The following is a 25,410-nucleotide window of genomic DNA, read 5'->3' on the forward strand; positions in this document are numbered from 1 at the left end:
TAAGCCGAGAATTGCTGGTCTAGGTAAGAACCTTTGTTACGGGTGGATTTCATGTCGGACAATAACACACCAGATACACATTCACTGCGGACTCCTATCGTCGCCGTCCTCGGTCACGTAGACCACGGCAAGACGAGTCTGCTCGACAAGATTCGCGGCTCCGCCGTCATCGAGGGCGAAGCCGGTGCGATTACCCAGCACATCGGGGCGACGGCCGTCCCGTTAGAAGTCATTTCTGACATCGCCGGTGACCTCGTCAACCCCGATGACTTCGACCTGCCGGGCTTGCTGTTCATCGACACGCCGGGTCACCACTCCTTTTCGACCCTGCGCTCGCGCGGTGGGGCGCTCGCGGACATTGCCGTGCTCGTCGTGGACGTAAACGACGGCTTCCAGCCCCAGACGCTCGAAGCCATCGACATTCTCAAGCGAACTCAGACGCCCTTTATCGTCGCGGCGAACAAAATCGACACCACACCCGGGTGGAACGCCCAGCCCGATGCCCCGGTGCAGAAAACGTTCGACAAACAGTCAGACCGTGCCCGTCAGAAGCTCGAAGCCGAACTCTACGAAGTCATTGGCAACATGAGCGACGCGGGCTTCTCGGCGGACTTCTACTGGCGCGTCCAGAACTTCCAGAAGAACATCGGCGTCGTCCCCGTCTCCGCGCTCACCGGCGAAGGCGTCGCCGACCTGCTGACCGTCCTGATGGGGCTCTCCCAGCGCTACATGAAAGAGGCCATGGAAATCGACGTGAACGGCCCCGGCGCGGGGACGGTTCTTGAAGTCAAAGAAGAACGCGGCTTCGGCGCGACCCTCGACGTGGTGCTCTACAACGGGAGCGTCCGCGAGGGCGACACCATCGTCGTCGGCGGGAAAAACGACCCCATCGTGACCGACGTGCGTGCGCTGTTGAAACCGCGCCCACTCACCGAGATTCGTACCGAGAAACGCTTCGACCGCTTCGACGAGGTGACGGCCGCGGCGGGTATCAAAATCGCCGCGCCCGACCTCGATGATGCGATGGCCGGTGCGCCGGTACGCGTCGTCCGCGACCGCCCACTCGAAGACGTCATCGAGGAAGTCAAAGCCGAACTCTCGGAAATCGACGTGCACACTCAAGACGACGGCGTGGTCGTCAAAGCCGACACCCTCGGCAGCCTCGAAGCGATTGCGAGCGCGCTCAAGGAAGCAGAGGTGCCCATCATGCGCGCCGAAGTCGGCGACGTTGCCCCGCGCGACATCTCCGTCGCCTCCACCGCGGACGAGGACCTGAACCGCGTCATCCTCGCGTTCAACGTCGGCGTGCTAGACGACGCAGAACGCCGCGCCGAGGAGTCGGACGTCAAAATCTTCGAATCCGACGTCATCTACCAGCTCATCGACGACTACGAGGAACACGTCGATGAAATCAAGCGCGCCCAGCAGACGGCCGTCCTCGACAAGATTCGCCGCCCCGCGCGCTTCCAGATTCTCCAAGACCACGTGTTCCGCCAGTCGAACCCGGCCGTGGTCGGCGTCGAAGTGCTTTCGGGGACGCTCAAGCGCAACACCCCGGTCGTGGACTTCGAAGGCGCAGAACCGAAGCGCGTCGGCCTCGTGAAAGGGATTCAAGAACAGGGCGAAGACGTAGACGAAGCCCGCGCCGGAACCCGCGTGAGCGTCGCCATCGACGGCCCGACCGTTGGCCGCCAAATCGACGAAGGCGACACGCTCTGGGCCGAACTTCCCGAGAAACACGCGAAGATTCTCGAACAAGAATTGAAAGAAGACATCCCGGCAGACGAGCGCGAGGCGCTCAGTATGTACCTCCAGAAACACCGCAAGCGCGACCCGTTCTGGGGGAAGTAAAGTCGGATTTCGTTTTTACGAGCATGGGCCACGAAAAGAGATAAGTGACAACCGTTTGTATTTTTGCTAATGCCCTCCACGCGTCGAAAGCTCCTCCTCGGTGGTTTCGTTGCCCTGGCCGGTTGTCTCTCAGGGAGCGACGAAACTGAACAACCGACAGAACAGACCACGACGCAGACAACAAGCCAAACGCCTGCAACAACGACGACGAAATCGACACCAACTGCGACGAGCAAACCAGCCGTCGTTCGACCTGATGAATCACGAGCGTTTGGCGAAGCGTATGCGTTTTCTGGCCTCGAAATTACAGTTGAGACACCCACTATTTCGACAACCTTCGAGCATGATGGAGCGACGTACACGATGCCAGACGAGAGCGCGTTGCTGTTCGCTCCGTTGACTTTCAGTAACACTGCAGACGAGTTGCGCCCGATTGATGGACCGGTGTTCACGTTGCTCAACGATGAGACAACCAACCGCGAGACTCACAGCGTTAGACATCCCGAGTTCGACCCCTCAATTCGAATCCGCGAGATGGACGACGTGCCAACCACGGGTCGCTGGAACGCAGAAGGGAGCGCAGTCGAGCCAGATGAGCGACTGTCAGGAATCGCCGTCTTCGAGGTGTCAGAAACCACGAAATCTACGGAAGTCAGTATCGTATTCGACTCCCAATTCAAGGAGACAGTCGTCGAGTGGACAGCCGAAGGTGAAACCGATTTGCGCACGTCGAATACCGACCCCTAGCCACTACTTCTAAAAGGGTTCGGTCGGTCACTGAGATACAATGGTACTGAGACGACTGGGCCACCGCCTCCTCTCGCTCGTCGTGGCCGTCTGGCCCGGCGAGACGGCGTACGACGCCGTGTTCGTGGTGATCCCAGTCGGGCTCGTCGTTGGGCTGGTCGCAGGCTGGTGGTTCGCCGTGCCGATGTACGTCGCCATCTTGCTCGGCGCGTTGCCGGTGCTCGCGGCGATGGGCTACGTCTTGTTTTACAATCCGCCCGACCCGGCTACCGGGCCGTCGCGTCAACGTCAGAATTGACCGACTGTTTGACCTGCAGCGCTGCCTGTGCGGCGAGGCTGCGGGCGACTTCTTCGCGGTCTTCGGCGCTGATGATGCCGCCTTCGCGCTCGAAGTCGTCGTCGTCCGGCGAGATACCGGCGCTTACGGGCGAACCAATCGGCGGGTGGACTGCCACGAGGGCGTGGGGTGAGCCGTCGAGCCCGGCGGTGAGTTCCGTGCCGATGACGTACTCATCGGGCAGAAACGCCCGCGTTCGCGTCGCAACACCGACGACGCCCCGCCGGAGTTCTCGGCGCTGGTCGGGCGTCAGCACGGCGTGTGCTGCCCGGTCGGTGCTGTCGTCGCCCGCATACGGGGTGTTTCCATACATAAAATTGCTATCGTTCGTAGCAACTACTGAGGTAAAAACCCTCCGACAGCGTGCGAGTCGTTAACATGGTCAACTATCTTACCGAATGATAGGCTCACTCTGGCCGTAGGCCGCCACGACGAGGGCGGTGACGTACTCCTCCGAATCTGCGGGTGCGGAGGCGAGTTGCACGTTCGTCTCGCCAAAGTCCCACTCACGGAGGGCTTTGCCCGCCTCCAAACCTTCTTCGACGCGGGTGCGAACGTTCGCGGGGTCGTGTCCCGAGGCTTCGTAGAAGATGCCTTTCCCAGAGGGCGTCTGCGCCCACGCGAGCGCGGCGGCAGCGGTGTCACCAGAAGCGGGTGCGACGGTGGCCTTGCCTTCGACGACGGTCAGGCGATTGCCAACCGGGCCGAGGTCAGGGGCCGTGCCGACGGCTTCGACGGCCACGTCGTCTGGAATCACCGACGAGACGGCGACGAGGTTGTAGTTGTGGATGTTGGCCTCTCGCAGCGCGGCGTCGAACGAGGCCATGGGGGTGGGTGCGCTTGCCGCCCCCCAGACGACGCGGATGTGACTCATACCAGTGGAAAACAGCGAAACAACGTAAGCGGTTACGATTCCAGTTCAGTAGAACGCAACCGGCTGGCCGACAGACTCCTCGTCAGACGTGAGTTTGTCGAGGGCGGCATCGAAATCTGCCATCTCGACTTCCGTTCGCTCGTCACGTAGCGCGAACATCCCGGCTTCGGTGGTCAGACTTTCGAGTTCTGCGCCGCTGAATCCCTCCGTTTCAGCCGCGAGCGTCTCGAAGTCGAGTTCGTCAGTCAGATTCATGCCGCGAGTGTGAATCTGGAGGATTTGGTGGCGGCCCTCTTCGTTCGGTTCCGGCACTTCGATGAGGCGGTCGAATCGACCCGGGCGCAAGATGGCGGTGTCGAGCATATCGTAGCGGTTCGTGGCCGCAATGATGCGGATGTCGCCCCGGTCGTCGAAGCCGTCCATCTCAGAGAGCAACTGCATCATGGTCCGCTGAACCTCGGCATCACCGGACGTTTTCGAGTCCGTCCGCTTGCTCGCGACGGCGTCGATTTCGTCGATGAAGATGACTGCAGGCTCTTTCTCTGCGGCGAGTTTGAACAGGTCGCGGACGAGCCGTGAGCCTTCGCCGATGAACTTCTGGACGAGTTCCGAGCCAGCCATCTTGATGAAGGTGGCGTCGGTCTGGTTCGCGACAGCTTTGGCGAGCATCGTCTTGCCCGTCCCCGGTGGGCCGTAGAGCAACACGCCGCCCGGTGGCTGAATTCCGACCTCTTCGAACTGCTCTGGGTTCACGAGCGGCAGCTCGACCGTCTCGCGCACTTCGCGAATCTGGTCGTCGATGCCGCCGATGTCCTCGTAGGCGACCTGCGGGTTGGCGGTGACTTCCATCGCCTGTGCGCGGGCGTCGGTCTCCTGTTCGAGGCGCGTCTGGATTCCAAAGGAATCGTTGATGGCAACGCGGTCGCCTGCTTCGAGTCGCTCTTTCATCTGCTCTGAGACCTCGACGAACACTTCCTGATTGTTGCCGTGCTGTTTGATGACGACACCGTCCTCGGTGATGTCTTCGATGGTGGCGAGGTACAGCGACGCCGTTTTTAGCGTCTCGTTTTCGCGTTCGAGCCGCGAAATGTCATCGCGCAACGTCTGGCCGTGTGCTTTGGTTTTCTCGATCTGTTCTCCGAGTTCGCGATTCACTTGCAGTATTTCGGTGAAGTGATCTTCGAGAACCGCGAGGCGCTCGTCTTCAGACAGGTCGCTATCCAAATCAAGCCGCGGCCTGTCAGGGAGAGAGGGGCTACGTGACATCAGACAACGCCGACTAAGAACCCACCGTTAGAAGTGCTTTTGGGTCGCGGTTGATTTCGGCAACACTTGCTTGGAAGCGTGAAAATTGACCGCAGGCTAGTGAAAATTGATGAGCGTTACTGCAGGCTGGCGAACTCGTCGAGATAGTCACCGTACACCGAGAGCGCGGCTTCGACTGGCTCCGGCGACGCCATATCGACGCCCGCACCTCGCAGCAGTTCGAGTGGGTAGGCCGCAGAGCCGCCGCGCAGGAAGTCGATGTAGTCTGTCGCGGCGTCTTCGCCGCCTTCCAAAATCCCTTCTGCGAGCGCGACGGCGGCGCTGATACCCGTCGAATACTGGTAGACGTAGAACGCGCGGTAGAAGTGCGGAATGCGCATCCACTCGCGCGCGATATGGTCGTCTACGACCGCTGGCTCGTAGAACTCCTTTTTGAGGTCGCTGTAGATACCGTCTAAGCGGTCTGGCGTGAGCGGTTCGCCGTCTTCGACCAACTTGTGCGTCTGGTGTTCGAAGTCCGCGAACATCGTCTGGCGATACAGCGTCGAGCGGAAGCGCTCTAAGTACTCGTTTAAGATGTGACGACGCAGGTTCTCGTCTTCGACCGTGTCGAGTAGGTGGTGGGTGAGCAGCGTCTCGTTGACCGTACTCGCCACTTCCGCAACGAAGATTTCATAGCCGCTGTAGACGTACGGCTGGGTCTCGCTCGTGTACTCAGAGTGCAGTGAGTGGCCGAGTTCGTGGGCGAGCGTGAACATCGAGGAGATGTCGTCCTGATAGTTCATCAGGATGAACGGCTGGGAATCGTAGGTGCCACCGGAGTACGCACCCGACTGCTTGCCCTTGTTCTCGTAGACGTCGACCCAGCGCGAGTCGAGGCCCTTCGTGAGCCGCGTCTGGTAGTCTTCACCCAGTGGCGCAACCGCGTCGATGATGTACTCACAGGCTTGGTCGTACGGAATCTCCGGCGTCTCTGAGTCCACCATCGGCATATAGATGTCCCACATCTGGAGTTCGTCGACGCCGAGGCTCGCTTGCTTCAATTCTGCGTGCTGGTGGAGCAAGTCGAGGTTGTCGCGCACCACCGACAGCAGGTTGTCGTACACCGAGACGGGGATGTTAGAGGAGTCGAGGGCGGCTTCTCTCGCGGAATCGTAGTTGTGCGCACGGGCGAGTTTCACGTCGGCTTTCACGCTGTTTTTGTACGAGGAGCCAACCGCGTTGCGGATGGTCTCCCACTCGCCGTAGAACGTCTCGTACACCTTGCGGCGAAGCTCGCGGTCTTGTTCCTGCTGGAGCTTGGTGAAATTGCTCTGGGTAATCGCAACCTCGTCACCGTCGTGCTCGACGCTGGGGAACGTGAGGTCTGCGTTGGTGAGCATATTGTAAATCTCACCCGACGCACCGGTCACCTCACCGAGTTCTGCGAGCAGATTTTCAATCTCTGCAGACCGGGTGTGGGGCTTCATCCGCAGCACTTCGTCGAAGTAGTGGTCGTACTGCGCTAGGGCCGGTTCGTCTTCCATGAACGCGTCTAGCTCCTCGTTCGAGGACTGCTGAAGCTCTGGCTCGATGTAGCTCGCTGCACTCGAAGCTTGTGAGATGAGCGTCTGGGCCTTGCCAAGCAGGGCTTGGGCGTCTTGGTCGCGGGTGTCTTCGTCGCGGCGCATGCGGGCGAACGACGCCACGTTCGACACCGTCCGCATCATATCTTCGCGGAGTTGGAGAATCGCAAGGAGCGTCTCCGCATCGTCGGTGACGTGGCCTTCGTACTCCTCTAGGTCTGCAATCTGGGCGGCGACCGATTCGTAGCGCTCCTCCCACGTTTCGACGGAGGCAAAGAGGCTGTCGAGATCCCACTTGTGCTCAGCAGAGATTTCACTTCGTTCGGGAACCGAACTCATGGCTCACTCTTACACAGTGAGGGAAGTAAGCCTTCGGTCAGTTTTCGCCCGACACGCCTGCCTGAAGCTGGGCTGCGACGCGGGTTGCCGTTCGGTGATACTCGACGTCGTTGGTGAACACGCGACGAGCGCTTTCCGCCGCTTCCCCGTCCACCGCAAAGTCAAGCATCGGGTACTCGACGTGGCGCAACACAAGCGGTTCGGGGGCCGCTGGGCCGATGCCGTCGCCACCCGAGAGCTCCTCCGCTGAAAGCGCCCGTTCTACGAACGACTCGGGGCGCTCGCCCGCCGAAACTTCTGAGACCACGGTCACGAACCGACGGACGAACTGGCGTGGAAAGCCGTCGGACGAGATTTCGAGTCCCAGAAAGTCACCAGTGCGTTCGACGGATGCTTCGACGACCCGCGCTGTGTTGCGCGAATCGGGCGTCAAGTTGTGGTAGTCGTGTGCGCCCGCAAGCGAGGCGAGCACGTCCGCGACACGCCCGCGCGAGAGGTTGGGCGCGAACAGATGGTAGGTGTAGTGACGGCGCGTCGCGTCGTGGGTCGCGTGAAAGTCGGCGGGGGCGTCGGCCATCGCCCATGCGCGAATCGACCCGGGCAACTCGCCGTTGAACGCGCGTGGCGTGAGCCAGTCGGGACACTCGAAGGCAACGGTTTGCCCGAGTGCAGAGACACCGGCGTCGGTCCGACCGGAGCCGGCGTAGTACGGCGGCACGCGGGCGTCTTCGGGCATCGCACCGAGTTTTTTGAGATTTCTGAAGATGGTGTCTTCGACGGTCTGGCCGTGGGGCTGGCGCTGGAAGCCGCGGTACTGCTTCCCGTCGTAGGCGACCCGAAACGCACGCATGGCTCAGAGTTGCGAGAGGAGGACTAAAACGTGGTAGCTTTTGTCGGCTATTCGAAGTCAGCAACTCTCGGCTCGTCGTACGCCGCGGGGAAGTCTTTGACCGGAACCTGCACTTGGTCGCCGGATTCCATGTCCTTCAGCGTGACCTCGTCGTTTGCGAGGTCTTGCTCGCCGACGATGACGACGGTTTTTGCGTTGATGGAGTCGGCGTAACCCATCTGCGCGCCGAAGCTCCGACTCGACACGTCCGATTCCACGACGTGGCCCTGTTCGCGGAGTGCGCGGGCGATGCGCGCGGCCTCCTTGCGCGTGTCGCCGACTTTCAGGATGTAGTAGTCGGTCGAGAGTTCCTCGTCTGGCCAGACGCCCGCGCGCTGGAGCAGGAGTGAGAGCGTGGCGTCACCGACCGCAAACCCGACGGCGGGGGTTGGCTGGCCGCCGAAGCCCTCGATGAGGTCGTCGTAGCGCCCGCCGCCGAACACCGCGCGGCTGACTTCCCCCGTTGAGTCGAAGCACTCGAAGACGACACCCGTGTAGTAGTCGAGGCCGCGAGCGGTTTCGAGCGAGAGAGTGCAGTACTCGCGCGCGCCGAAGTCTTCTGCGGCGGCAAGGACGTTCTGGAGGTTGGTGACCGCCTTCTCGACGCGTTCGGTTCCGGCGAACTCGATGAGGTCGTCTAATTCGTCGGGGTCGCAGTCGAGCAGGTCGTCGAACTGCTCGGCTTGGTCGTACGTCAGGCCTGCGGCGACGAGCAAGTCCATGTACTCGGCGTGGCTGATTTTGTCGCTCTTGTCAACCGTGCGGATGGCTTCTTCAGTGTCTACGTCGGCGTCGAACGATGCTAAGAGGCCACCCAGAATGTCGCGGTGGGAAACCCGAAATTCGAAGTCGTCGTTTTCGAGGCCGAGATTCGTGAGCGCGTCGGCGGCAGTGGCGATAATCTCTGCGTCCGCTTCCGGTTCTGCGGAGCCGAAGATGTCGATGTTGGTCTGGTAGAACTCGCGGAAGCGACCCTGTTGAACCTGTTCGTAGCGCCAGAACGGCCGCGTCGAGAACCACTTGATGGGCTTCGACAGTTCTTGCTGTTTGGCGACGACCATCCGCGCGACGGTCGGCGTGAGTTCCGGGGTGAGCGCAATCTCGCGCCCGCCCTTGTCCTCGAAGCTGTACAGTTCCTCGACGATTTCCTCGCCGGATTTGTCCACGTACATCTGCGTGCGTTCGAGCGCTGGCGTCCCGATTTCACGGAAGCCGTAGCCTCTGGCCGTGTCTTCGAGCGTGTCGAAGGTGGCGCGGTAGGCCTGCATCTCGTCGGGGTAGAAATCCCGAAAGCCCTTGATGCGGTCGTACATGCCCGCCCGTTGGGGCAGGGGTCGCTTGAAGCCTTTTGTTCTAGCGCCGCGCGACCACACGCGTCTGGGTGTGGGCGGGGAACACCTGCGAGACGGTTTCATCGTCGTACAGGTCGGCCATCAGCGCGCGTAAATCAACCTCGTAGTCGCCTTTCGGGATCTCTTCGCTCGGCCCGCTCTCGATTTCGAGCGTTTGGGCGACCATCTTATCGACCGCATTCCGGCCGATGCCGGTGAGCGGGGCGAGGTAGTCGATGCCGTGGCGGTCTTCTAAGCTCTGGGCTTGCGCGCGCGAGACGCTCGGGACGCGGTCGTCCCGGCGCGTGCCGTCTGCGATGGCGTCGAACGCCATCGCGGCGACGGTCTCTAAGGTGTGGCGGTGGACTTGTTGGATGCCGTTTCGCGGAAACCCGTCTTCGACCATCTGTTCGACTGCGGTTTTTGCGATGTCCTGGTCGAGGATGACTTCCTCGAAGTCGTAGCCGAGGGCGGTGGCAGTCTTTCGGGCGTGTTTCCACGCGCCGGTCACTTCGAAGTGCGCGCTCACGAGCGTCACGTCGTAAAATTCGTCTAAAAGCAACGCGGTGAGCGAGGAGTCTTTCCCACCGCTGAACAGTAAGCCGACCTCCATCAGCGCCGACGGATGTTGAAACTCTTGTCGTCGGGTTTCAGTTCGCGCAGGAGGTTTTTCATCTGGTCTTCGTCGATGCGCCCGCCGAGTCGCCCGCTCTGGGCGAGGGCGAGAATTTGCTGTTCGACCTGGTCTGCAAAGTCCGGTTTCGACATGCGCACGGAGTTGAGCCGCTTGCGCGCGCCGTCGGTCAGGTACTGGCGAAGCAAGGCAGCTTTCTGGGCTTCTGCCTGCTGTTGTTGGGCCTGCTGTGCGGCCTCGTCGGCCCCGCCTTGGCCCTGTTGGTCTTGCAACTGCTGCATTTTCTTGCGTCGGAGCTCCTCGATATCGTCTTCGTTCGGTGCGCCACTCATAGCTGTCACTTATAGATTGGTCGTCAAAACAATTACGGAGCACTCAGAACGCAGAAGGCCTCAAGACCGCCGGCAGACGGGCTTAGGCGTAGCGTTCGAGGTCGGGACGGTCTAAGTCCGAAAGCACGTCGCCCGCGACGGAGTCGAGCAGACTGCGACCCTCTGCGGTCACGATGCGCCCGGCGCTGCCTTCGGTGCCGACGTAGCCCGCGTCCTCTAACTGCTGGAGGATGGTGCGGATGATTTTCTTGCTGCCCGAGCCCTTGTGGGCTGGAGCGACTTGGTAGCGGTTCGAGCCTTTCTTCGTCTTGCCGTAGGCCGTCGAGAGACGGTCAACGCCGACGGGACCGTCGGTGGCGACTTTACGGAGTAAGCTCGCGGCGCGAACCTGCCAGAAGTTGTCCTGTTCTGGCGGAAGTTCTCGGTCGGAGCCGGTCTTTGCGACAGCGGCCCACTCGGGCTCCTCGACTTCGTCTGCGAGACGTTCGGCGAGCGCCTCGATGAGCGCATCTGCCGGCACGTCATAGAGCGTTGGCATGGCTACGCCTTCCTTCGCACGAGGTTTAAATTCACTGTTTCACGTCCGGTTGGCGATGACTGCGGTTACCCCGCCGCCGAGCGCCGTTGGTAACCAGTAGGTGCCAAGCCGGTGGAGCACCACCGCCGCCCCCGCCGTCGCCGGGTCGATGCTCGTCACTGGGACGAGCAATCCCACCAAGACCGCCTCGACGCCGCCGAGGCCACCCGGCAGGGGCGTGATGCTCGCAACGCTCCCGAGGGGAATGACGAGCAACACCACCGGGAAGGGGACGGCGTGGCCAAGCGAGAATAGGGCAAACCAGAGTGAGGTCGAGAGCGCAACCCACCCGAGCGCCGAGAACCCAAGCGCGCGGGCGAGCGACCACCGACTCGACGCCACGCGCTCGATGGAACCAAAGAAGTTGTCGATACGCCGGATAACGCTTTCGCGCTCCGGCGGTTCGACGCGGGGGAGCACGCGCGCGATGACGCGCGCTGTTGGCGTGAGTGCATCTACAGTCCAGCCTTTGACCGTCTCACGATGGCGCCAGAGCAAGAATCCCGCCATCGGGACGGCCACCGCGAGGACGCCAACGGCCACGACGGCGATTTCGAGGCGGCCGCCAACGGTTGCCGTCGTCAGGAAATAGCCAACCGCGATGAGGCCAAGGCCAATCGAGGGGACGAAGTTGAGCGCGTCAACGCTGGCGATGGCGGCGAGACCAGTCTCGTACTTCGTTTTGGTCGTCCGCGAGATGAGGAGAGCGCTGAACGGTTCGCCACCCGCCTGCCCAAACGGCGTGATGTTGTTCGCGAAGATGGCTGCTGCGTAGAGCATGATGGCGCGAACCGCGCTCATCGGGCCGTTAAGGACGTTTACAACCGTCCAGAGCGCAAGTCCCCACGCGACAATCCAGACCGCCCCGGAGACGAGGACACCAAGAAAAATCATCGGGTTGGCCGTCGAGAGCGCAGCAACGATGGCGTCGATGCCGACGAGCCAGAACACCACGGCGAGAACGACGAGCGCGCTCAGAAATCCGAGGATAATGGTGCGAACGTCAGCGTCGAGGCCCATTTGGTCAGACGAACGAGTGTGGGGCGCTTCAACCCTCCGACTACGGGATTTCAGCCAAACCGGACGCATTTTTGTCTCGGCCATGAGATGCACCGGTATGGACGAGCGGGCCGCCCTCAAACGCATCGCAGCAACCCTGCCAGCCGCGGGTGACGACGCTGCCGTCGTGGACGGACAGGTCATCACTACCGACATGCTCCACGAGCGAACGGATTTTCCCGCGGGGACGACCCGCTACACCGCCGGGTGGCGCGCCGTCGGTGCATCGCTCTCTGACGTGGCTGGGATGGGTGCACGCGCGACGGTCGCGGTGTCTGCCTACGCCGCGCCGTCGTTCGACGAAGTGGAGTTAGAAGCTTATCTCGACGGCGCACGCGACGTGTGCGACGCCGTGGGCGCGGAATACGTCGGCGGCGACTTAGACACCCATTCTGAATTTACCGTGGCGACGACCGCGCTTGGCGAAACCGACACCCCGGTGCTCCGCTCAGGAGCGAAACCGGGAGACGTGGTTGCAGTGACTGGCGGCCTTGGCCGATCGGCGGCGGCGCTTCGGCTGTTCGAGCAGGGGGAACTCGACCGTGCGAACGACCTGTTTCAGTTCACGCCGCGCGTGGCCGCGGGCGTCGCACTCGCCCCGCACGCGAGCGCCATGATGGACATAAGCGACGGTGTCGCGCGCTCGCTCCACCAACTTGCAGAAGCCAGCGACTGTGGCTTTGCGGTTGAAGAAGCCGCGATTCCGGTTGTCGATGCGGTCGGAGAACTCGCAGCGGACGCGACCGACCGCCGCGAACTGAGCCTCTTTTTCGGTGAGGATTTCGAGTTGCTTGTGACGATTCCCGAGGCTGCGTGGGAGGGGGCCGTCTCAGCCTGTCCAGACCCACTCACGCGCATCGGTGCGGTCACTGACGGAGGAATTGAGATGGACGATAACTCACTGCCAGACCGTGGCTACACCCACGGCAATTAGCTGAGGAACTCGATTGGGACGGGGGTAAAACAGAGCAGCCCCAACACGAACGTCAACACACCAATAGCGATGCGTTTCGCGTCGAGCGGGTCGTCGTGGACGGGGTGGGCGGGGCCTGCGTACGCAATCCCCATCGAGAACAGCCCCCAGAAGAACCAGATGCCCGCGGCGTTCGAGGAGCTGTGGAAGTAGTAGAGGTACCCTGCAAGCCCGAACAGCACCGCGGGAACGAGCGCGGCGAGCGTCTCTTGGCGTTCACCAATCATCGAGCGGACGAGGTGGCCACCGTCTAGCTGCCCGACGGGGAGCAAATTGAGGAACGTGACGAAGAAGCCGACCCATCCGCCCATGACGACAGGGTTTACGGACATCGCGGGGTCTGCGTATTCGAGTGGTCTGCCAACCGCCGTCGCAATCAGTTCGAGGATGAGTGGGTTGTTGAAGCGAATCTGGACGGAGCCCGGGTCGCTCAGGACGTAGGCGGGTGCCGTGACCGGGTCCATGTACAGCCCGATAATCGTCACGACGACGGCGGCGACGAGCCCGGCAAGCGGGCCAGCAACGCCGATGTCGAACAGCGCCTTACGGTCTGGCATCCGCCCACGCATGCGGATGACCGCGCCCATCGTCCCGATGAGCGTCGGGAACGGGATGAAGTAGGGGAGGCTTGCGTCCACGCCATGATACCGGCTCATGGCGTAGTGGCCGAACTCGTGGACGCCGAGCACGCCGAGGATGGCGAGTGCAAACGGGAACGCCTGTACGATGTCGAGGGGGTTCTGCGTGATGTCGATGTAGTACCACGCCGTCCCGGCATAGAGCGTCGAAAGAATCGTGAGCAGCGCCATGAGGACGTTCGTCCACGGGAATCCCCGAGTCCCAGTCGTGTGTGGCTCTGCGACGAGGACGTGTTCGCCCGTCTGTTGGGTGAGCGTTACTTCGTAGCCGTTGTCTCTGAACAACGGCCAGATCTGTTGCTCAACTGAGTCTGCGGTGTCGAGTGGGACGCCGTAGTAGAAAAGGCGAGTGCCGTCGGTTCGCGTTTCATAGACATGAAACACGTTCGAAAACGCATCCACCGGAGGGCCATCAGCCGGTGGACTGGGGTTGTCCATTGGCACTCAGTAAGAGTGGAGCAGTGATAAATCCCGTGACGGGGACCACGGGAGGGTCTGGAACGACCTAGTGGTTTCCGTTGCGTGTGGTGGCACGCAGCGGGTGGTCACGGCAGTGGCACGCGGTGACCGAATTGGAACGTCAGCGTGTGGTGGCACGCGATGACTGTCTGGTTTTGAAGGTGCAGTTTTGACGCCTTACGCCGTGGTCTGTTGGACGCGCCAGGTGGTGGCGCTCGTGTACGACCACTTTTCGATGGTGAGATCAGTGGCGGAGTCACAGAGCTTGACCATCAGCGCGCCGATTTCTTTTGGCGAGAGGCCAACGTCGTCGGCGATGAACTTCCCTTTGAAGAAGAATTCGCCCTTCTCCATCGCACGTTGCTTCAGGTAGCTCTTGAGCCGGTCTTCTTTGCTGACAGTGGAGGGTTGCTCCGTTGTAGCGCTCATCTCTAACACCTCGAATCTCCCTTGCAACTTCCAGAGCATATAAGCGGCAGAACCTTAGGGTTGATTTGGGTCGTTTTAGCGAAATCGAGGGTGGCAGACAACCTTTTACGAAGCCGTTAAAACGCTTTTAATATTTTAAAACAGCAGGAGAATGCGTAACTCCCGGACAAGAACCTTTCACGAAATTCCGCAAAGTTCGCCCGTCAGACGCGGACATATCCGGCAACAATCCCCTCAAAATACGGCTTAGTCGGTTGCGCGCGCGCTGCTCACTGTCGTTCGTGGACCCAAAACTCCTCATCGACCGTCACTTCCTTTTTAAACAGCGGCACTTCGTCTTTGAGTCGGTTGATGCCGTCTTCGACCGTCTCGAACGCCTCCCCGCGGTGGGCGGCGAGCACGACGACGAACACGATGTCCTCGCCGTACTCGATGACGCCGGTTCGGTGATGCATCACGACGGAGAGGACGCCCTCGCGCGCTTCGAGTTCCCGCGAAATCGTGTCCATGCGCTCTTCTGCGACGCCTTCGTACTTCTCGAACTGAAGGTACTCGGTGGGTGCGTCGTCGTCAGATTCCTTCGCGCGGACGCGCCCGGTGAAGGTGGCAATCGCGCCCGACAGTTCTGCCTTTTCGGAGGCTTTGACCTGCGCGACCAGCGATTCGAGCGTCTCGTAGGGGTCGAGGTCTGCAACAGCGTCCACGATGGCGTCGAGGTTGGCGGATTCCACGTCCGCCACCCGATAGAGCACCTCACCCGCGTGGGACACGTCGCCGCAAACGACCTGTGGCAAACGAACACCGGTGTCACCGTGGACAATGGCGTAGTCGTGGGTTGCGGCGAGACGGTCTACGAGTTGGTCGAGCGAGTCGTCCCCCGCTCCCGTCCACCCCGCGTCTGCGTGGGTGTAAGTGGCTGTCACGCCGGTCGGTCGGTCGTCTACAGGAAGCGCATCGACGCGCGAAATCGTGGCCACGCGGGCGTCCGAACCGAGGCGGGCAGCCAGTTGCTCGGCCAGCGCCGCAGCGTCGTCGCCGCAGATTGAGAAGACGTACATATCCGCCGAAACGCACGCGAGTCGCTTGTACGCTTCGCCGTCCAGTTGGCAACTCTTAAGGCTAACTCTGGGCAACCACGAACAGATATGAAGGTCGTCGTTTCTATCGGTGGGAGTGTGCTCGCACCATCGCTTGGGTCAGAGCGAGTAAAGGCACACGCTACCGTCGTCGAATCGCTCGCATCGGAGGGTATAGACCTCGGCATCGTCGTCGGTGGCGGTGGCGTCGCACGAGAGTACATCAACGCCGCGCGCGACCACGGCGCAAACGAGATTCAACTCGACCAGCTCGGCATCGATGTGACGCGCCTCAACGCCCGGCTCTTACTCACGGCGCTCGGCGAAAAGGCCGCCCCGAGTCCGGCACTCACCTACGAAGCCGCCGGTGAAGCGCTCCGTCGCGGCGACATCGCCGTGATGGGCGGCGTCACCCCCGGCCAGACGACCGACGCCGTGAGCGCCGCGCTCGCAGAGTACGTGAACGCAGACTTACTCGTCTACGCGACGAGCGTCAACGGCGTCTACTCAGCAGACCCGCGCACGGACGAGGACGCGACGCGTTTTGACGAGATGAAGGCCGACGAACTCGTGGATGTCATCGCCAACATCGAGATGAACGCTGGTTCGAGCGCGCCGGTTGACCTGCTCGCGGCGAAACTCATCGAACGCTCCTCGATGCGCGCCATCGTCCTCGATGGAACCGACCCAGAGCGCATCGGGACGGCCGTGCGAACGGGCGAACACGACGGCACGGACATCATCCCGGAAGGCGCAAAGGACGAGCCGACGTTCTGGGTTCCATGAGCGACGACGCAGGCGACCACCGCGTGTTCTGGGCCGATGAGGTGGCAGACCAAATCGAAGCACGCGACCCCGAAGACCCCATCATCATCAAAGGTGGCGTCTCACCCTCCGGCATCCCGCACATCGGCCACTTAAACGAAATTCTCCGGGGCTACTTCGTCGCGGAGGTGCTCCGCGAGCGCGGTCACGAGGTGCGCCAAATCTTCACCTCCGACGACAAAGACCCGCTTCGCAAGATTCCCCGCCGCCTCGCTGCCCTCGATTTCACCATCAAAGACCTCGGCGACCTCGAAAACCCCGGCGCACTCGGGCGCAACCTCGGCAAGCCCCTGACGTCGGTTCCCGACCCATTCGGCTGCTGTGAGTCGTTCGGTGAACACCAGACGAAACTCCTCGAGAAGAACGCGAAAGCCGTTGGCGTGCCCATCGAAGTCGTCTCGAACACCGAACTGTACGCCGAAGGAAAATTCGACGACGTGGTCGCCTACCTGCTCGAAAACCAGCAGAAAGCGGCCGAAGTGCTCTCCGAGTACCAGGACAAGGTTGACGCAGAGTACATCCCGTTCAACCCGGTCTGTGAGAACTGCGGCAAACTCACCGAGACGGTGCTGTCGTTCGATGTAGCCGCGGGAACCGTCGAATACGAGTGTACCAACCTGAAGGCGGGCGGCAACGTCATCGACGGCTGTGGCCACACGGGCACGGCGACGTTCCGCGAAGGCAAACTGCCGTGGCGTTTCGAGTGGCCCGCCCAGTGGCAGGTGCTCAAGGTCGACCACGAACCGTTCGGCAAAGACCACGCCGCCGGGTCGTGGCCCTCCGGCAAGGACATCGCAGAGAACGTCCTCGGCAACGAAGCCCCCGTCCCGATGGTGTACGAGTGGTTCACCTACAACGGCGAGGCACTCTCGTCGTCTGCGGGGAACGTTGTCACCGCCCACGAGATTCTCGAACTGCTCGAACCGGAAGTGTTCAAGTACTTCTTCTCGCTCACGCCGAAGAAGGCACGTGACTTCGACGTGTCGCGGTTGAACCAACTGGTAGACGACTTCGATCGCTTCGAGCACATCTATTTCGACCGCGTTACAGACGAGGACCTGAAACCGCTCGCAGACCGCGTGTATCCGTTCCTCGTAGACGAAGTCAAGGAAGACCGCGTGCGCCTACCGTACACCTTCGCGGCCGTCCTCGGGATGACCGACGACGTGGAACTCCGCGAGGAGATGGCGCGAAACGAGGAGCACTTCACCGACGAAACGCCCGACTGGGCCGTCGAAGACGCCCTCCAGCGCGTCGAGAAGGCGCGCAACTGGGCCGAGCGACTGGACAACGAGTACAACTACCGCCTGCAAGTCGAGTTGCCGGAGACGGCGTTCGACGACGCGACGCAGGCCGCACTCTCAGACCTCGCAGCGTTCGTCGAAGCCGGACACGACGGCGAGGAGATTCAAGGCGAAATCTACGAGACGGCAAAGCGTCACGACGTTGGCGTTGGCGACTTCTTCACCGCTGGTTACCGGCTGTTTTTCGACGCCGAACAGGGGCCGCGCCTCGGCACGTTCCTCGGCGAACTCGACCGCGAATTCGTCGTCACGCGACTCCGTCGAGAAGGATAGGCTCACTCGGCTGCCCCAAAACCCTCTTTGCGGTAAGGCACCTGATTCAGCGTAATGGTAAACACCCTCGTGTGGGTGCTCGCCGGTCTCGCCCTCTATTCGCTGGTTGCGATGGGCTTGCGAGCACGGGGACTGCTGCCCGAGTCGGTTCGGGTGCAAGGTCCCATCACGACAATTCATACACAACGCGGCAAGGCATTTCTCGACTGGCTCGCGGGGCCAAAACGGTTCTGGCGCGCGTGGGGGAATCTCGGCATCGGCATCGCGCTCGTCATCATGGCCGGGTCGTTCCTCGCCGTGCTCTTTTCTGCGTACACCACGCTCACCCAGCCAACGGCGAGCGCCATCACCGAACCCCGAAACGTCCTCGTCATCCCCGGCGTGAACGACTTCCTCCCGCTCTCTGCGGCCCCTGAAATCGTTCTTGGCCTCCTGATTGGCCTCGTGGTCCACGAAGGCGGCCACGGCCTGCTCTGCCGGGTCGAAGACATCGACATCGACTCGATGGGCCTTGCGCTCATCACGCTCCTCCCCGTCGGCGCGTTCGTCGAACCCGACGAAGAGAGCAGACAAAAGGCAGACCGCGGCGGCCAGACGCGCATGTTCGCCGCTGGCGTGACCAACAACTTCGCCGTCGCGCTCATCGCCTTTGCCCTGTTGTTTGGCCCCGTAGTTGGCTCTATCGCCGTCGTTTCGGGCGCACCCGTTGGCAACGTCGCTGGCGGCTCTGCGGCCGCGAACGCCGGAATCGGAGCCGGTGACGTGATCACCCAAATAAACGGCGTCGACGTGACGAGCGCGGGCGACCTCCCGACGGTGCTCGCAAACGAGAGTCGCACCGTCGATGTCACCCTCAAAAACGGCGAGCAGAAAACCGTCGAGCGGTCGCTGATTATCACCGGAGCAGTCCCACGGGTCGTAGACGGCATCGACCTCTCCGGGGACGCACCGCCGACGATACAGGCGGTGAACGGGACGGATGTCCACACGCGGAGCGAACTGCGCGATGCACTCCAGAATCGGACGGTTGCGACCCTCCAGACCGACAAAGGGAGCGCCACGTTCGCCGCCGGCGCACTCGTGCAAGTGAGCGCGGACGGCCCGCTCGCCGCGGCGGGTGCGCCCGCAGAGGAGACGATGATAATCACCTCGGTCAACGGGACACGGACGGTTGACCAAGAGGCTCTCCAAGCCGCGCTTGCGAACACGGACGCCGACCAGCGCGTCACCATCGAGGGTGTGTTGGACAGCGAAACGGTCAGCTACGACGTGACGCTCGATGAAAACCCGCGGACCGGCGGCGGCTTACTCGGCGTATTCACCCAGCCCGGCATCTCGGGTGTGACCGTCGATGATTTCGGCGTTGACCCGTACCCCGCAGAGCAGTACCTCGCGGCGCTCGGCGGCGACGGTGAGGGCGGCTTCGGTGCCGTATCGTTCATCCAGCGCATCGGCGTCATCCTGTTCTTGCCGTTTGCAAGCGTTCTCTCGCCAGGGCTGAACTACAACTTCGCCGGGTTCGTGGACATGGTCACGAATTTCTACGAAATCCGCGGCCCGCTCGCGTTTATGGGCGGGAGCCTGTTCACCGTCGCAAACGTCCTGTTCTGGGGTGGCTGGGTGAACTTGCAGTTGGGCTTCTTCAACTGCATCCCCGCCTTCCCGCTCGACGGCGGCCACATTCTGCGAACCAGCACGGAGGCCATCGTCTCGCGGTTGCCGATTCGTGACGGCCGCGAGGTGACACGCGCGATTACCACCTCGATTACGCTCACGATGCTCGCGGGCCTCGTGCTCATGATTTTCGGGCCGCAACTGTTGGCCTGAAACTCACAACGCCCTTATTCGTGCCCACTAACACCCTGTCATGGAGCGACGCGAACCGCCACAGACCGACGAGGGTTGGTACGCACTGCACGACTTTCGGACGATAGACTGGGACGCTTGGCGCGAAGCGTCCAGCCGCGTCCGCGAGCGAGCCACTGAGGAGGGCATCGAGTACCTCACCGCACACGAGGCGCTCGAAGACACGACAGAAGGCGCGTCTGCGGTGTTCTCGATTCTCGGGCACAAAGCTGACCTACTTATCTTACACCTGCGCCCGACGATGGCCCAGCTCGACGTGGCAGAACGACAGTTCGAACAGACCGCCTTTGCCGAGTTCACCGACCAGTCCTCCTCGTACGTCTCCGTCACGGAGGTCTCTGGCTACATGTCTCAGGAGTACTTCGAGGACGACGGCGAGGTTGACACCGGCATCGCCCGGTACATCCAGTCGCGCATCAAACCGGACCTCCCCGACGCCGAGTTCGTCTCCTTCTACCCGATGAGCAAAAGCCGGGAGCCAGAGAACAACTGGTACGACCTCCCGTTCGACGAGCGTGCAGACCACCTCTCCAGCCACGGTGAAATCGGCAAACAGTACGCCGGGAAGGTCAAACAGGTCATCACCGGCTCGATTGGGATGGACGACTGGGAGTGGGGCGTCACGCTGTTCGCAGACGACATGACCGACATCAAGCAACTGCTGAACGAGATGCGCTTTGACCCCTCTACCTCCAAATTCGCAGAGTTCGGCCCCTTCTTTACGGGTCGGCGCTTCCCACCGGCGGACTTAGCAGCCTTCCTCGCGGGCGAACACGTCCCGACCGGGACGGCCCCCGACGTCGACCAAGAGACAGCAGACAGCACCCACCGCGGGCCACCCGTCGCGGACGACGACGAACCAACCCACGAGGAAGTGGATGCAGAACAGTTCGAACAGGCACTCAGAACCCACGGCATCTCGCTTTCCGACTACGAGGAAGCGGGCTACGGCCTCATCTTCCGGTCGACCGCGGACGCAGAAGACCTCGCCGCCGAGGTGAGTGGTCTGCGAAAGAACTTCGACCACTACGACACGCACGTGATGACCACGGTTCGCGCCGACGCTGGGCACGCAGGCGTCATCAGCCTCTGGAAGAACCAGCGCGCTGCGGAGACGGCCGCGGGCTTCCTCTCTGACTTAGATGGCGTCGAATCAGGAATGGGCGCGCTGCTCGGTGACGACGTGGACGAAGCCGACGAGACGGACGAATCCACCTCCCACGGCACGGACGAAGACGAAGACTTGCGCTCTGAGTTAGAGGACCTCAACATCTACTCCGGCCAGCCACACGGTGAAGACGTGTGGTCGATGGTGCTCTACTCGGAGGCCGACCCACAGGAGGTCTACGACGAGGTTGACAGCATGCGCGAGCGGTTCGACCACTACGACACGCACGTCAAAACCGCGGTATACACCGCAGAGATGGCTGAGAAGACGGCAATCGTCAGCATCTGGAAGACCCAGAGCGCGGCGAACACCGCAGGCGGCTTCCTCGCAGACCTGCCGGGCATCGTCGCCCGCGCTGGCGAGGAGTCCGGCTTCGGGACCATGGGGATGTTCTACACCGTGAAACCCGAGTACCGAGCGGATTTCGTCGAGAAGTTCGAGACGGTTGGCGGCCTGCTCGCGGACATGGACGGCCACTTAGAGACCGCACTGCTCGCCAATCTCGATGATGAAAACGACATGTTCATCGCCAGCCAGTGGCGCGACCGCGACGCCGCCATGGCCTTCTTCCGCAGCGAGGCGTTCCGCGACACCGTCCAGTGGGGCCGCGACATCCTCGCAGACCGCCCGCGTCACGTCTTCCTCGCGTAAGCAGAGCCCGGCACTTTCGCGCGTTTGTGTCGAAACTGGCAGTATATTTTGACGGGTTTAAGAGGTGAGCGGCGCGAACGCACAGCCCCACCAAGTTTCGAAGGACAAACGTCCGGGGAGAGAGTTGATTAGCTGTTATTCACCTAGGTATCTAAAGAATATTAATGTGTATGTCCAGAACGGTTAAACAGTGGTGACTGGTTGTCAAGAGTAAGATGATACAGATTTTCGTTGCCTCACTCGCGGCAACCGCGCTCCCGACTGTCCCACCAACCGCGACCGCCAAAGAGGCGGCGTACCTGCTCAGAGAACCAGATGTGCCCGCACTCGTCGTCGTCGACGCCACGGAAACGGTGGTGGGAATGGTGACAGAAGCAGACATCGTCGCGCTCGTCGCAACGGAGAGTACGCAGCTGCCCGTTTCGGGGTTCATGTCGAACCCAGTCGCGACCGTGACGCCGGAAACAAGCGTTCACACCGCCGCCGACACGATGCAAGAGGTCGGCGTCAAACACCTGCCAGTGGTCAAAAATGGCGTCTACCACGGCCTGCTCAGCGTCGATGACATTGCGCCGTACGTCTCGCGCCACCGCCTCGACATCGTGTGGAAAGGCGACTCTTTTCGCGCACCCGAAGGGACGACACCGCAACCGGCCGATTAAATTTCTTTCTTTGCTGGCCGACCCCTCCGACGGTTCTACTCACAGCTTGACGGCTCTAACTCGCAACCGCCGGTAGTCGGCCACCCACTCGCCGTTTTCGAACAGTTCGCGCCGCAGTCGCGCGGTTACGTCGTTGAGAACCGCCTGCTGGTCGGCTTCTGGAATCACGTCGAGCATCGCGCCCGCGAACATCTGCAGCCAGTTTTCGAGGCCTGCTTCGCCGTTATCGAGCGTCGTTGGGCGGTCGAAGAGCGTCGCATCTCGCACCTCGAACCCTGCGTCTTCGAGGACGGTTGCGTACTCGCCGACGCTCGGGAAGTACCACGGATTTTCGGGCGCAATGTCGTACCCAGCGTCTGCAGCGGCCTCGATGAGGCCCGTCTCGATGGTCTCGATGTTGCCCGTGCCGCCGAGTTCGACCACCATGCGCCCGCCGGGTTTGAGGGCAGCCGCGAGCGAGGCTGCGACTGCATCCGCCTCGGGAATCCAGTGGAGTGCCGCGTTCGAAAACACGGCATCGAACGGTCGGTCGAACTCGATGTCGCGGGCGTCGCCTTCGATGAAGGTGCGGTCAGGATATTGCTCTCTGGCTTGTGCGAGCATCTCGACTGACTGGTCGAGTCCGACAACCGTGGCCCCGCTATCTGCGATTTTTGCGGTGAGGTGACCCGTGCCACAGCCCACATCGAGGATGCGCTCGCCTCGCTCGGGAGCGAGCAAGTCGATAAGCGATGCACCGTACTCGTGGACGAACGAATGATGCGTGTCGTAGAGCGAGGAGTTCCACTGTGACGTCTCTTGAGTCATTAATTGGCACGGCTACACGGTGGGAGACAAAGAATGTATGGCTAATGGCAGGATTCAAGCCGGACGCTCGGGGTTCACGAGGTGATAGAGTACGTCCGAGTCTACGAGATACGGGTCGCCGTCCATCACGGCGTTGAACTCCGCGACGAACGCCCCCATCTCGTTGGGGAGCTCGTCGGGATGTTCGGTGACGTGTTTGAATACGTCGTACACCGTCGCGCCGTCTTCGGCTTCGATGTAGTAGGTGACGTAATCGCCGTCGTCTCCGCGACGGAGAAAGGCAGACTCGGTGTGGACGCCTTCTGCGTCGAGAATGGCGAGTGCCGCGTCGGCGTACTCGGGGTCGTCCATCTGTGAGAGTAACGCTTTCGCGCGCTCGGTTTTTCCGGGTGCAATGCGCTGGTTTACGAGCAAGACATCTCCCATATGAGAAGCGACCCAGAGGGCGGCGATAAGTCTTGGGCAGTCAACAACTTCTCGTGTCTGTGTCACGCTTCATTTCGAACGTCAGACACATCACCCTCAGTGAGTTTCGACTCGCAATGAAGGGGTTCACTCGTCGCGGACGATTTCACAGCCAAGCACACTCTCTATGTCCTGTCGGATACACTCATCCGCGAGTTCGAGTAGCCCAATAGCCTCTGGCCGTGCAACTCGGTAGAACTTCTTGCGCCCGTCGCGCTCGGCTGCGACTAGTGTACAGTTTGTGAGACACTGGAGGTGGTGGGAAACGAGATTCGCCGCGAGGCCGGTTCGGTCACAGATTGCCGTGCCGTTGAGCCGGTCGTCTGCCTCCACGATGGTCTGGAAGATGCGCAAGCGCGTCGGGTCGGAGAGAGCACTAAAGATATTGGCTCGTGCCCGATTCACGTCTTCGCTAGCGTTCAACAGTGAAACAGTCATTAGATTGAATTAGAAGGTATCGTAGATAATCCCTCTGTTTGGCTGCTGTTTGCGATAATCGCCATAGTTATACGGCCAAATAGTCTAACGAGTATTGAAATGTCTTCGAACAGTTCTTACGACCTCGTGGTTCTCGGTGGCGGAGCGGCCGCCTTCGCCGCGCTCACGGAAGCCAGTTCTCGCGGGCTCTCGACGGCACTCGTGAACACTGGACTACCACTCGGCGGCACCTGCGTCAACGTCGGTTGCGTCCCGAGTAAACACCTGCTCGAAGTCGGGAAGATGGCGTTCGAACCGCCACGGAACCCCTTCAAAGCCGTTCGCTACGAACAGGAACCGGAAGTTGACTGGGCCACAGCAATCGACGAGAAAAACGAACTCATTGCGTCGCTCCGCGAGCAGAACTACGTGGACGTGGCAGATCACTTCGACGTAGACGTGTACGAGGGGTTCGGCCAGTTCGCCACCGACACGAGTATCGAAATCGGAGAAGGAGACGACGTGGGGGTCACGCTTTCGGGCGAGAAAATCCTCGTCGCGACCGGGAGCTCCCCGAAAATCGCCCCGATTGATGGTATCGAATCGGTCGAGTATGAGACGAGCGAGAGTATCCTCGAACGACGTGAATTGCCAGAGAGCGTCATCATGCTCGGCGGCGGCTACATCGGCCTCGAATGGGGGCAGATTCTCCACCGCGCGGGCGTCGATGTGACGATTCTCCAGCGCTCTGCGCACGTTCTCTCGGGGATGGACTCGCACCTCGGCCGTGAAGTAGAGCGCACCTTCGAGGAGGAGGGCATTCGGGTCGTGACGGGGGCGAGCTTCGAACGCGTCGGGTCAGTCACGGCGGATGGCGGGCAGCGAAGCGGTTTGGAGGGCGTCTTCGTCGAAGCCACAGTGGACGGCGACACACAGCGATTCGAGGCCAGCGACCTGTTCGTCGCAACGGGTGTGAAGCCGAATTCAGAAGGAATCGGCCTCGACGAGATTGGCGTCGAGCGCGACGAAACGGGCGCAATCGTCGTGGACGACTTCTTCCAGACGACCAATCAGACCGTCTACGCCGCGGGTGACGTCATCGGCGAGCCGATGCTCGAAACCGTGGCCGCCAAAGAGGGAAACCACGCCGTCAAAAATGCGTTCGGCGATGAGGGGCAATCGATCACCTACAGACACGTCCCGGAAGTCGTCTTTACCAGCCCAGAGGTTGCTTCCGTGGGTATCACCGAAGCCGAGTACATGGAAGAACACGGCACCTGCTCGTGCCGAACGGTTCTCATGAAAGACGAGTCCAAATCCAAGGCGGTGAAAGACACTCGCGGGCTCGTCCAGGTCGTCAAACACCACGAGACGGACGAAATCGTCGGCGTCCACATGGTTGCCCCACGGGCGGCTGACATGATTGCGGAAGCCACGCTCGCCGTGCAATTCGGGCTGACGGTGGACGACATCATCGACACAATTCATCCATTTCCGACGTTCTCAGAGGCGTTCAAACACGCCTGTCAGTCATTTCGCCGTGACATGTCCAAGATGAGTTGCTGTGTTGAGTGACGATTCAGCGACAAATACAGC

The 25,410-nt window shown here is 61.4% G+C and carries 26 protein-coding genes; 10 read left to right on the forward strand and 16 right to left on the reverse strand.

Going from position 1 to position 25,410, the window contains the following annotated elements:
- Window positions 1–51 precede the first annotated feature (51 nt).
- The 3 genes from infB (at window position 52) to V5N47_RS05855 (ending at window position 2,896) form a co-directional block, all read left to right on the forward strand.
- Window positions 52–1,851 carry a translation initiation factor IF-2 gene (infB, locus tag V5N47_RS05845; RefSeq protein ID WP_338729930.1) on the forward strand — a complete coding sequence of 600 codons (1,800 nt, stop codon included), beginning with the start codon at window positions 52–54 and terminating at the stop codon, window positions 1,849–1,851.
- Between the two features lie 69 nt (window positions 1,852–1,920).
- A complete protein-coding gene (locus V5N47_RS05850; RefSeq protein ID WP_338729931.1) occupies window positions 1,921–2,598 on the forward strand; it encodes a hypothetical protein in 678 nt (225 codons plus the stop codon).
- A 40-nt stretch (window positions 2,599–2,638) separates the two neighbouring features.
- Window positions 2,639–2,896, forward strand: a complete 258-nt coding sequence (locus tag V5N47_RS05855; RefSeq protein ID WP_338729932.1) for a hypothetical protein — start codon at window positions 2,639–2,641, stop codon at window positions 2,894–2,896.
- Here V5N47_RS05855 and V5N47_RS05860 read toward each other — a convergent pair.
- The 10 genes from V5N47_RS05860 to V5N47_RS05905 all read right to left on the reverse strand — a co-directional run bounded on the left by V5N47_RS05860 (window position 2,865) and on the right by V5N47_RS05905 (window position 11,762).
- Complete coding sequence (locus V5N47_RS05860) at window positions 2,865–3,248, reverse strand: DUF5811 family protein (protein WP_338729933.1); 384 nt, start codon at window positions 3,246–3,248, stop codon at window positions 2,865–2,867. The two genes, V5N47_RS05855 and V5N47_RS05860, sit on opposite strands and share 32 nt — an antisense overlap.
- Before the next feature lie 78 nt (window positions 3,249–3,326).
- Window positions 3,327–3,809: a pyruvoyl-dependent arginine decarboxylase gene (locus V5N47_RS05865; RefSeq protein ID WP_338729934.1), complete on the reverse strand. Its 483-nt coding sequence runs from the start codon at window positions 3,807–3,809 to the stop codon at window positions 3,327–3,329.
- A gap of 45 nt (window positions 3,810–3,854) precedes the next feature.
- A complete protein-coding gene (locus V5N47_RS05870) occupies window positions 3,855–5,075 on the reverse strand; it encodes a proteasome-activating nucleotidase (protein WP_338729935.1) in 1,221 nt (406 codons plus the stop codon).
- A 116-nt stretch (window positions 5,076–5,191) separates the two neighbouring features.
- Window positions 5,192–6,979, reverse strand: coding sequence for an oligoendopeptidase F (pepF, locus tag V5N47_RS05875; protein WP_338729936.1), 1,788 nt, complete (start codon window positions 6,977–6,979; stop codon window positions 5,192–5,194).
- 37 nt (window positions 6,980–7,016) lie between these two features.
- Window positions 7,017–7,829 carry a tRNA pseudouridine(38-40) synthase TruA gene (truA, locus tag V5N47_RS05880; RefSeq protein WP_338729937.1) on the reverse strand — a complete coding sequence of 271 codons (813 nt, stop codon included), beginning with the start codon at window positions 7,827–7,829 and terminating at the stop codon, window positions 7,017–7,019.
- Window positions 7,830–7,876: 47 nt separating this feature from the next.
- Window positions 7,877–9,181, reverse strand: coding sequence for a histidine--tRNA ligase (gene hisS / locus V5N47_RS05885; RefSeq protein ID WP_338729938.1), 1,305 nt, complete (start codon window positions 9,179–9,181; stop codon window positions 7,877–7,879).
- Between the two features lie 40 nt (window positions 9,182–9,221).
- Window positions 9,222–9,812, reverse strand: a complete 591-nt coding sequence (locus V5N47_RS05890; protein ID WP_338729939.1) for an asparagine synthase-related protein — start codon at window positions 9,810–9,812, stop codon at window positions 9,222–9,224.
- Entirely contained in the window at window positions 9,812–10,165 is a 354-nt protein-coding gene (locus V5N47_RS05895; protein WP_338729940.1) for a DNA-binding protein, read from the reverse strand. Before V5N47_RS05895 ends, V5N47_RS05890 begins: the two co-directional genes overlap by 1 nt.
- A gap of 82 nt (window positions 10,166–10,247) precedes the next feature.
- Window positions 10,248–10,703, reverse strand: a complete 456-nt coding sequence (locus V5N47_RS05900; protein ID WP_338729941.1) for a 30S ribosomal protein S19e — start codon at window positions 10,701–10,703, stop codon at window positions 10,248–10,250.
- A 39-nt stretch (window positions 10,704–10,742) separates the two neighbouring features.
- Window positions 10,743–11,762 carry a lysylphosphatidylglycerol synthase transmembrane domain-containing protein gene (locus V5N47_RS05905; protein WP_338729942.1) on the reverse strand — a complete coding sequence of 340 codons (1,020 nt, stop codon included), beginning with the start codon at window positions 11,760–11,762 and terminating at the stop codon, window positions 10,743–10,745.
- 97 nt (window positions 11,763–11,859) lie between these two features.
- Between V5N47_RS05905 and thiL the strand changes: the two genes are divergently transcribed.
- Window positions 11,860–12,735: a thiamine-phosphate kinase gene (gene thiL, locus V5N47_RS05910; protein WP_338729943.1), complete on the forward strand. Its 876-nt coding sequence runs from the start codon at window positions 11,860–11,862 to the stop codon at window positions 12,733–12,735.
- Here thiL and V5N47_RS05915 read toward each other — a convergent pair.
- From V5N47_RS05915 to V5N47_RS05925, 3 genes are all read right to left on the reverse strand, one after another.
- Entirely contained in the window at window positions 12,732–13,850 is a 1,119-nt protein-coding gene (locus V5N47_RS05915) for a site-2 protease family protein (RefSeq protein WP_338729944.1), read from the reverse strand. The genes thiL and V5N47_RS05915 overlap by 4 nt on opposite strands.
- A gap of 198 nt (window positions 13,851–14,048) precedes the next feature.
- Window positions 14,049–14,300 carry a hypothetical protein gene (locus V5N47_RS05920; RefSeq protein WP_338729945.1) on the reverse strand — a complete coding sequence of 84 codons (252 nt, stop codon included), beginning with the start codon at window positions 14,298–14,300 and terminating at the stop codon, window positions 14,049–14,051.
- A gap of 269 nt (window positions 14,301–14,569) precedes the next feature.
- Entirely contained in the window at window positions 14,570–15,358 is a 789-nt protein-coding gene (locus tag V5N47_RS05925) for a molybdopterin synthase (protein ID WP_338729946.1), read from the reverse strand.
- 87 nt (window positions 15,359–15,445) lie between these two features.
- Here V5N47_RS05925 and pyrH point away from each other — a divergent pair, with 87 nt between their 5' ends.
- From pyrH to V5N47_RS05950, 5 genes are all read left to right on the forward strand, one after another.
- On the forward strand, window positions 15,446–16,162 hold the full coding sequence (pyrH, locus tag V5N47_RS05930; protein WP_338729947.1) for a UMP kinase: 717 nt from the start codon (window positions 15,446–15,448) through the stop codon (window positions 16,160–16,162).
- Complete coding sequence (gene lysS / locus V5N47_RS05935) at window positions 16,159–17,778, forward strand: lysine--tRNA ligase (RefSeq protein ID WP_338729948.1); 1,620 nt, start codon at window positions 16,159–16,161, stop codon at window positions 17,776–17,778. Before pyrH ends, lysS begins: the two co-directional genes overlap by 4 nt.
- Before the next feature lie 54 nt (window positions 17,779–17,832).
- The gene (locus V5N47_RS05940) at window positions 17,833–19,605 is read left to right on the forward strand and encodes a site-2 protease family protein (protein WP_338729949.1); all 1,773 of its coding nucleotides are present in this window, start codon (window positions 17,833–17,835) and stop codon (window positions 19,603–19,605) included.
- A 40-nt stretch (window positions 19,606–19,645) separates the two neighbouring features.
- Window positions 19,646–21,463, forward strand: a complete 1,818-nt coding sequence (locus V5N47_RS05945) for a heme-binding protein (RefSeq protein WP_338729950.1) — start codon at window positions 19,646–19,648, stop codon at window positions 21,461–21,463.
- Window positions 21,464–21,678: 215 nt separating this feature from the next.
- Window positions 21,679–22,125, forward strand: a complete 447-nt coding sequence (locus V5N47_RS05950; protein ID WP_338729951.1) for a CBS domain-containing protein — start codon at window positions 21,679–21,681, stop codon at window positions 22,123–22,125.
- Window positions 22,126–22,164: 39 nt separating this feature from the next.
- On the opposite strand, the gene V5N47_RS05955 is transcribed toward V5N47_RS05950, so the two are convergent.
- The 3 genes from V5N47_RS05955 to V5N47_RS05965 form a co-directional block, all read right to left on the reverse strand.
- The gene (locus tag V5N47_RS05955; RefSeq protein WP_338729952.1) at window positions 22,165–22,932 is read right to left on the reverse strand and encodes a methyltransferase domain-containing protein; all 768 of its coding nucleotides are present in this window, start codon (window positions 22,930–22,932) and stop codon (window positions 22,165–22,167) included.
- Between the two features lie 54 nt (window positions 22,933–22,986).
- The gene (locus tag V5N47_RS05960; protein WP_338729953.1) at window positions 22,987–23,358 is read right to left on the reverse strand and encodes a DUF6176 family protein; all 372 of its coding nucleotides are present in this window, start codon (window positions 23,356–23,358) and stop codon (window positions 22,987–22,989) included.
- Window positions 23,359–23,484: 126 nt separating this feature from the next.
- Window positions 23,485–23,835 (reverse strand): metalloregulator ArsR/SmtB family transcription factor, encoded by a 351-nt coding sequence (locus tag V5N47_RS05965; protein WP_338729954.1) that lies wholly within the window; start codon window positions 23,833–23,835, stop codon window positions 23,485–23,487.
- 99 nt (window positions 23,836–23,934) lie between these two features.
- On the opposite strand from V5N47_RS05965, the gene merA reads away from it, so the two are divergent.
- Window positions 23,935–25,389, forward strand: a complete 1,455-nt coding sequence (gene merA, locus V5N47_RS05970) for a mercury(II) reductase (protein ID WP_338729955.1) — start codon at window positions 23,935–23,937, stop codon at window positions 25,387–25,389.
- Window positions 25,390–25,410 lie beyond the last annotated feature (21 nt).

Origin of the sequence: Haladaptatus sp. DJG-WS-42, from assembly GCF_037198285.1 — an archaeon.
GTDB lineage: Archaea > Halobacteriota > Halobacteria > Halobacteriales > Halococcaceae > QDMS2.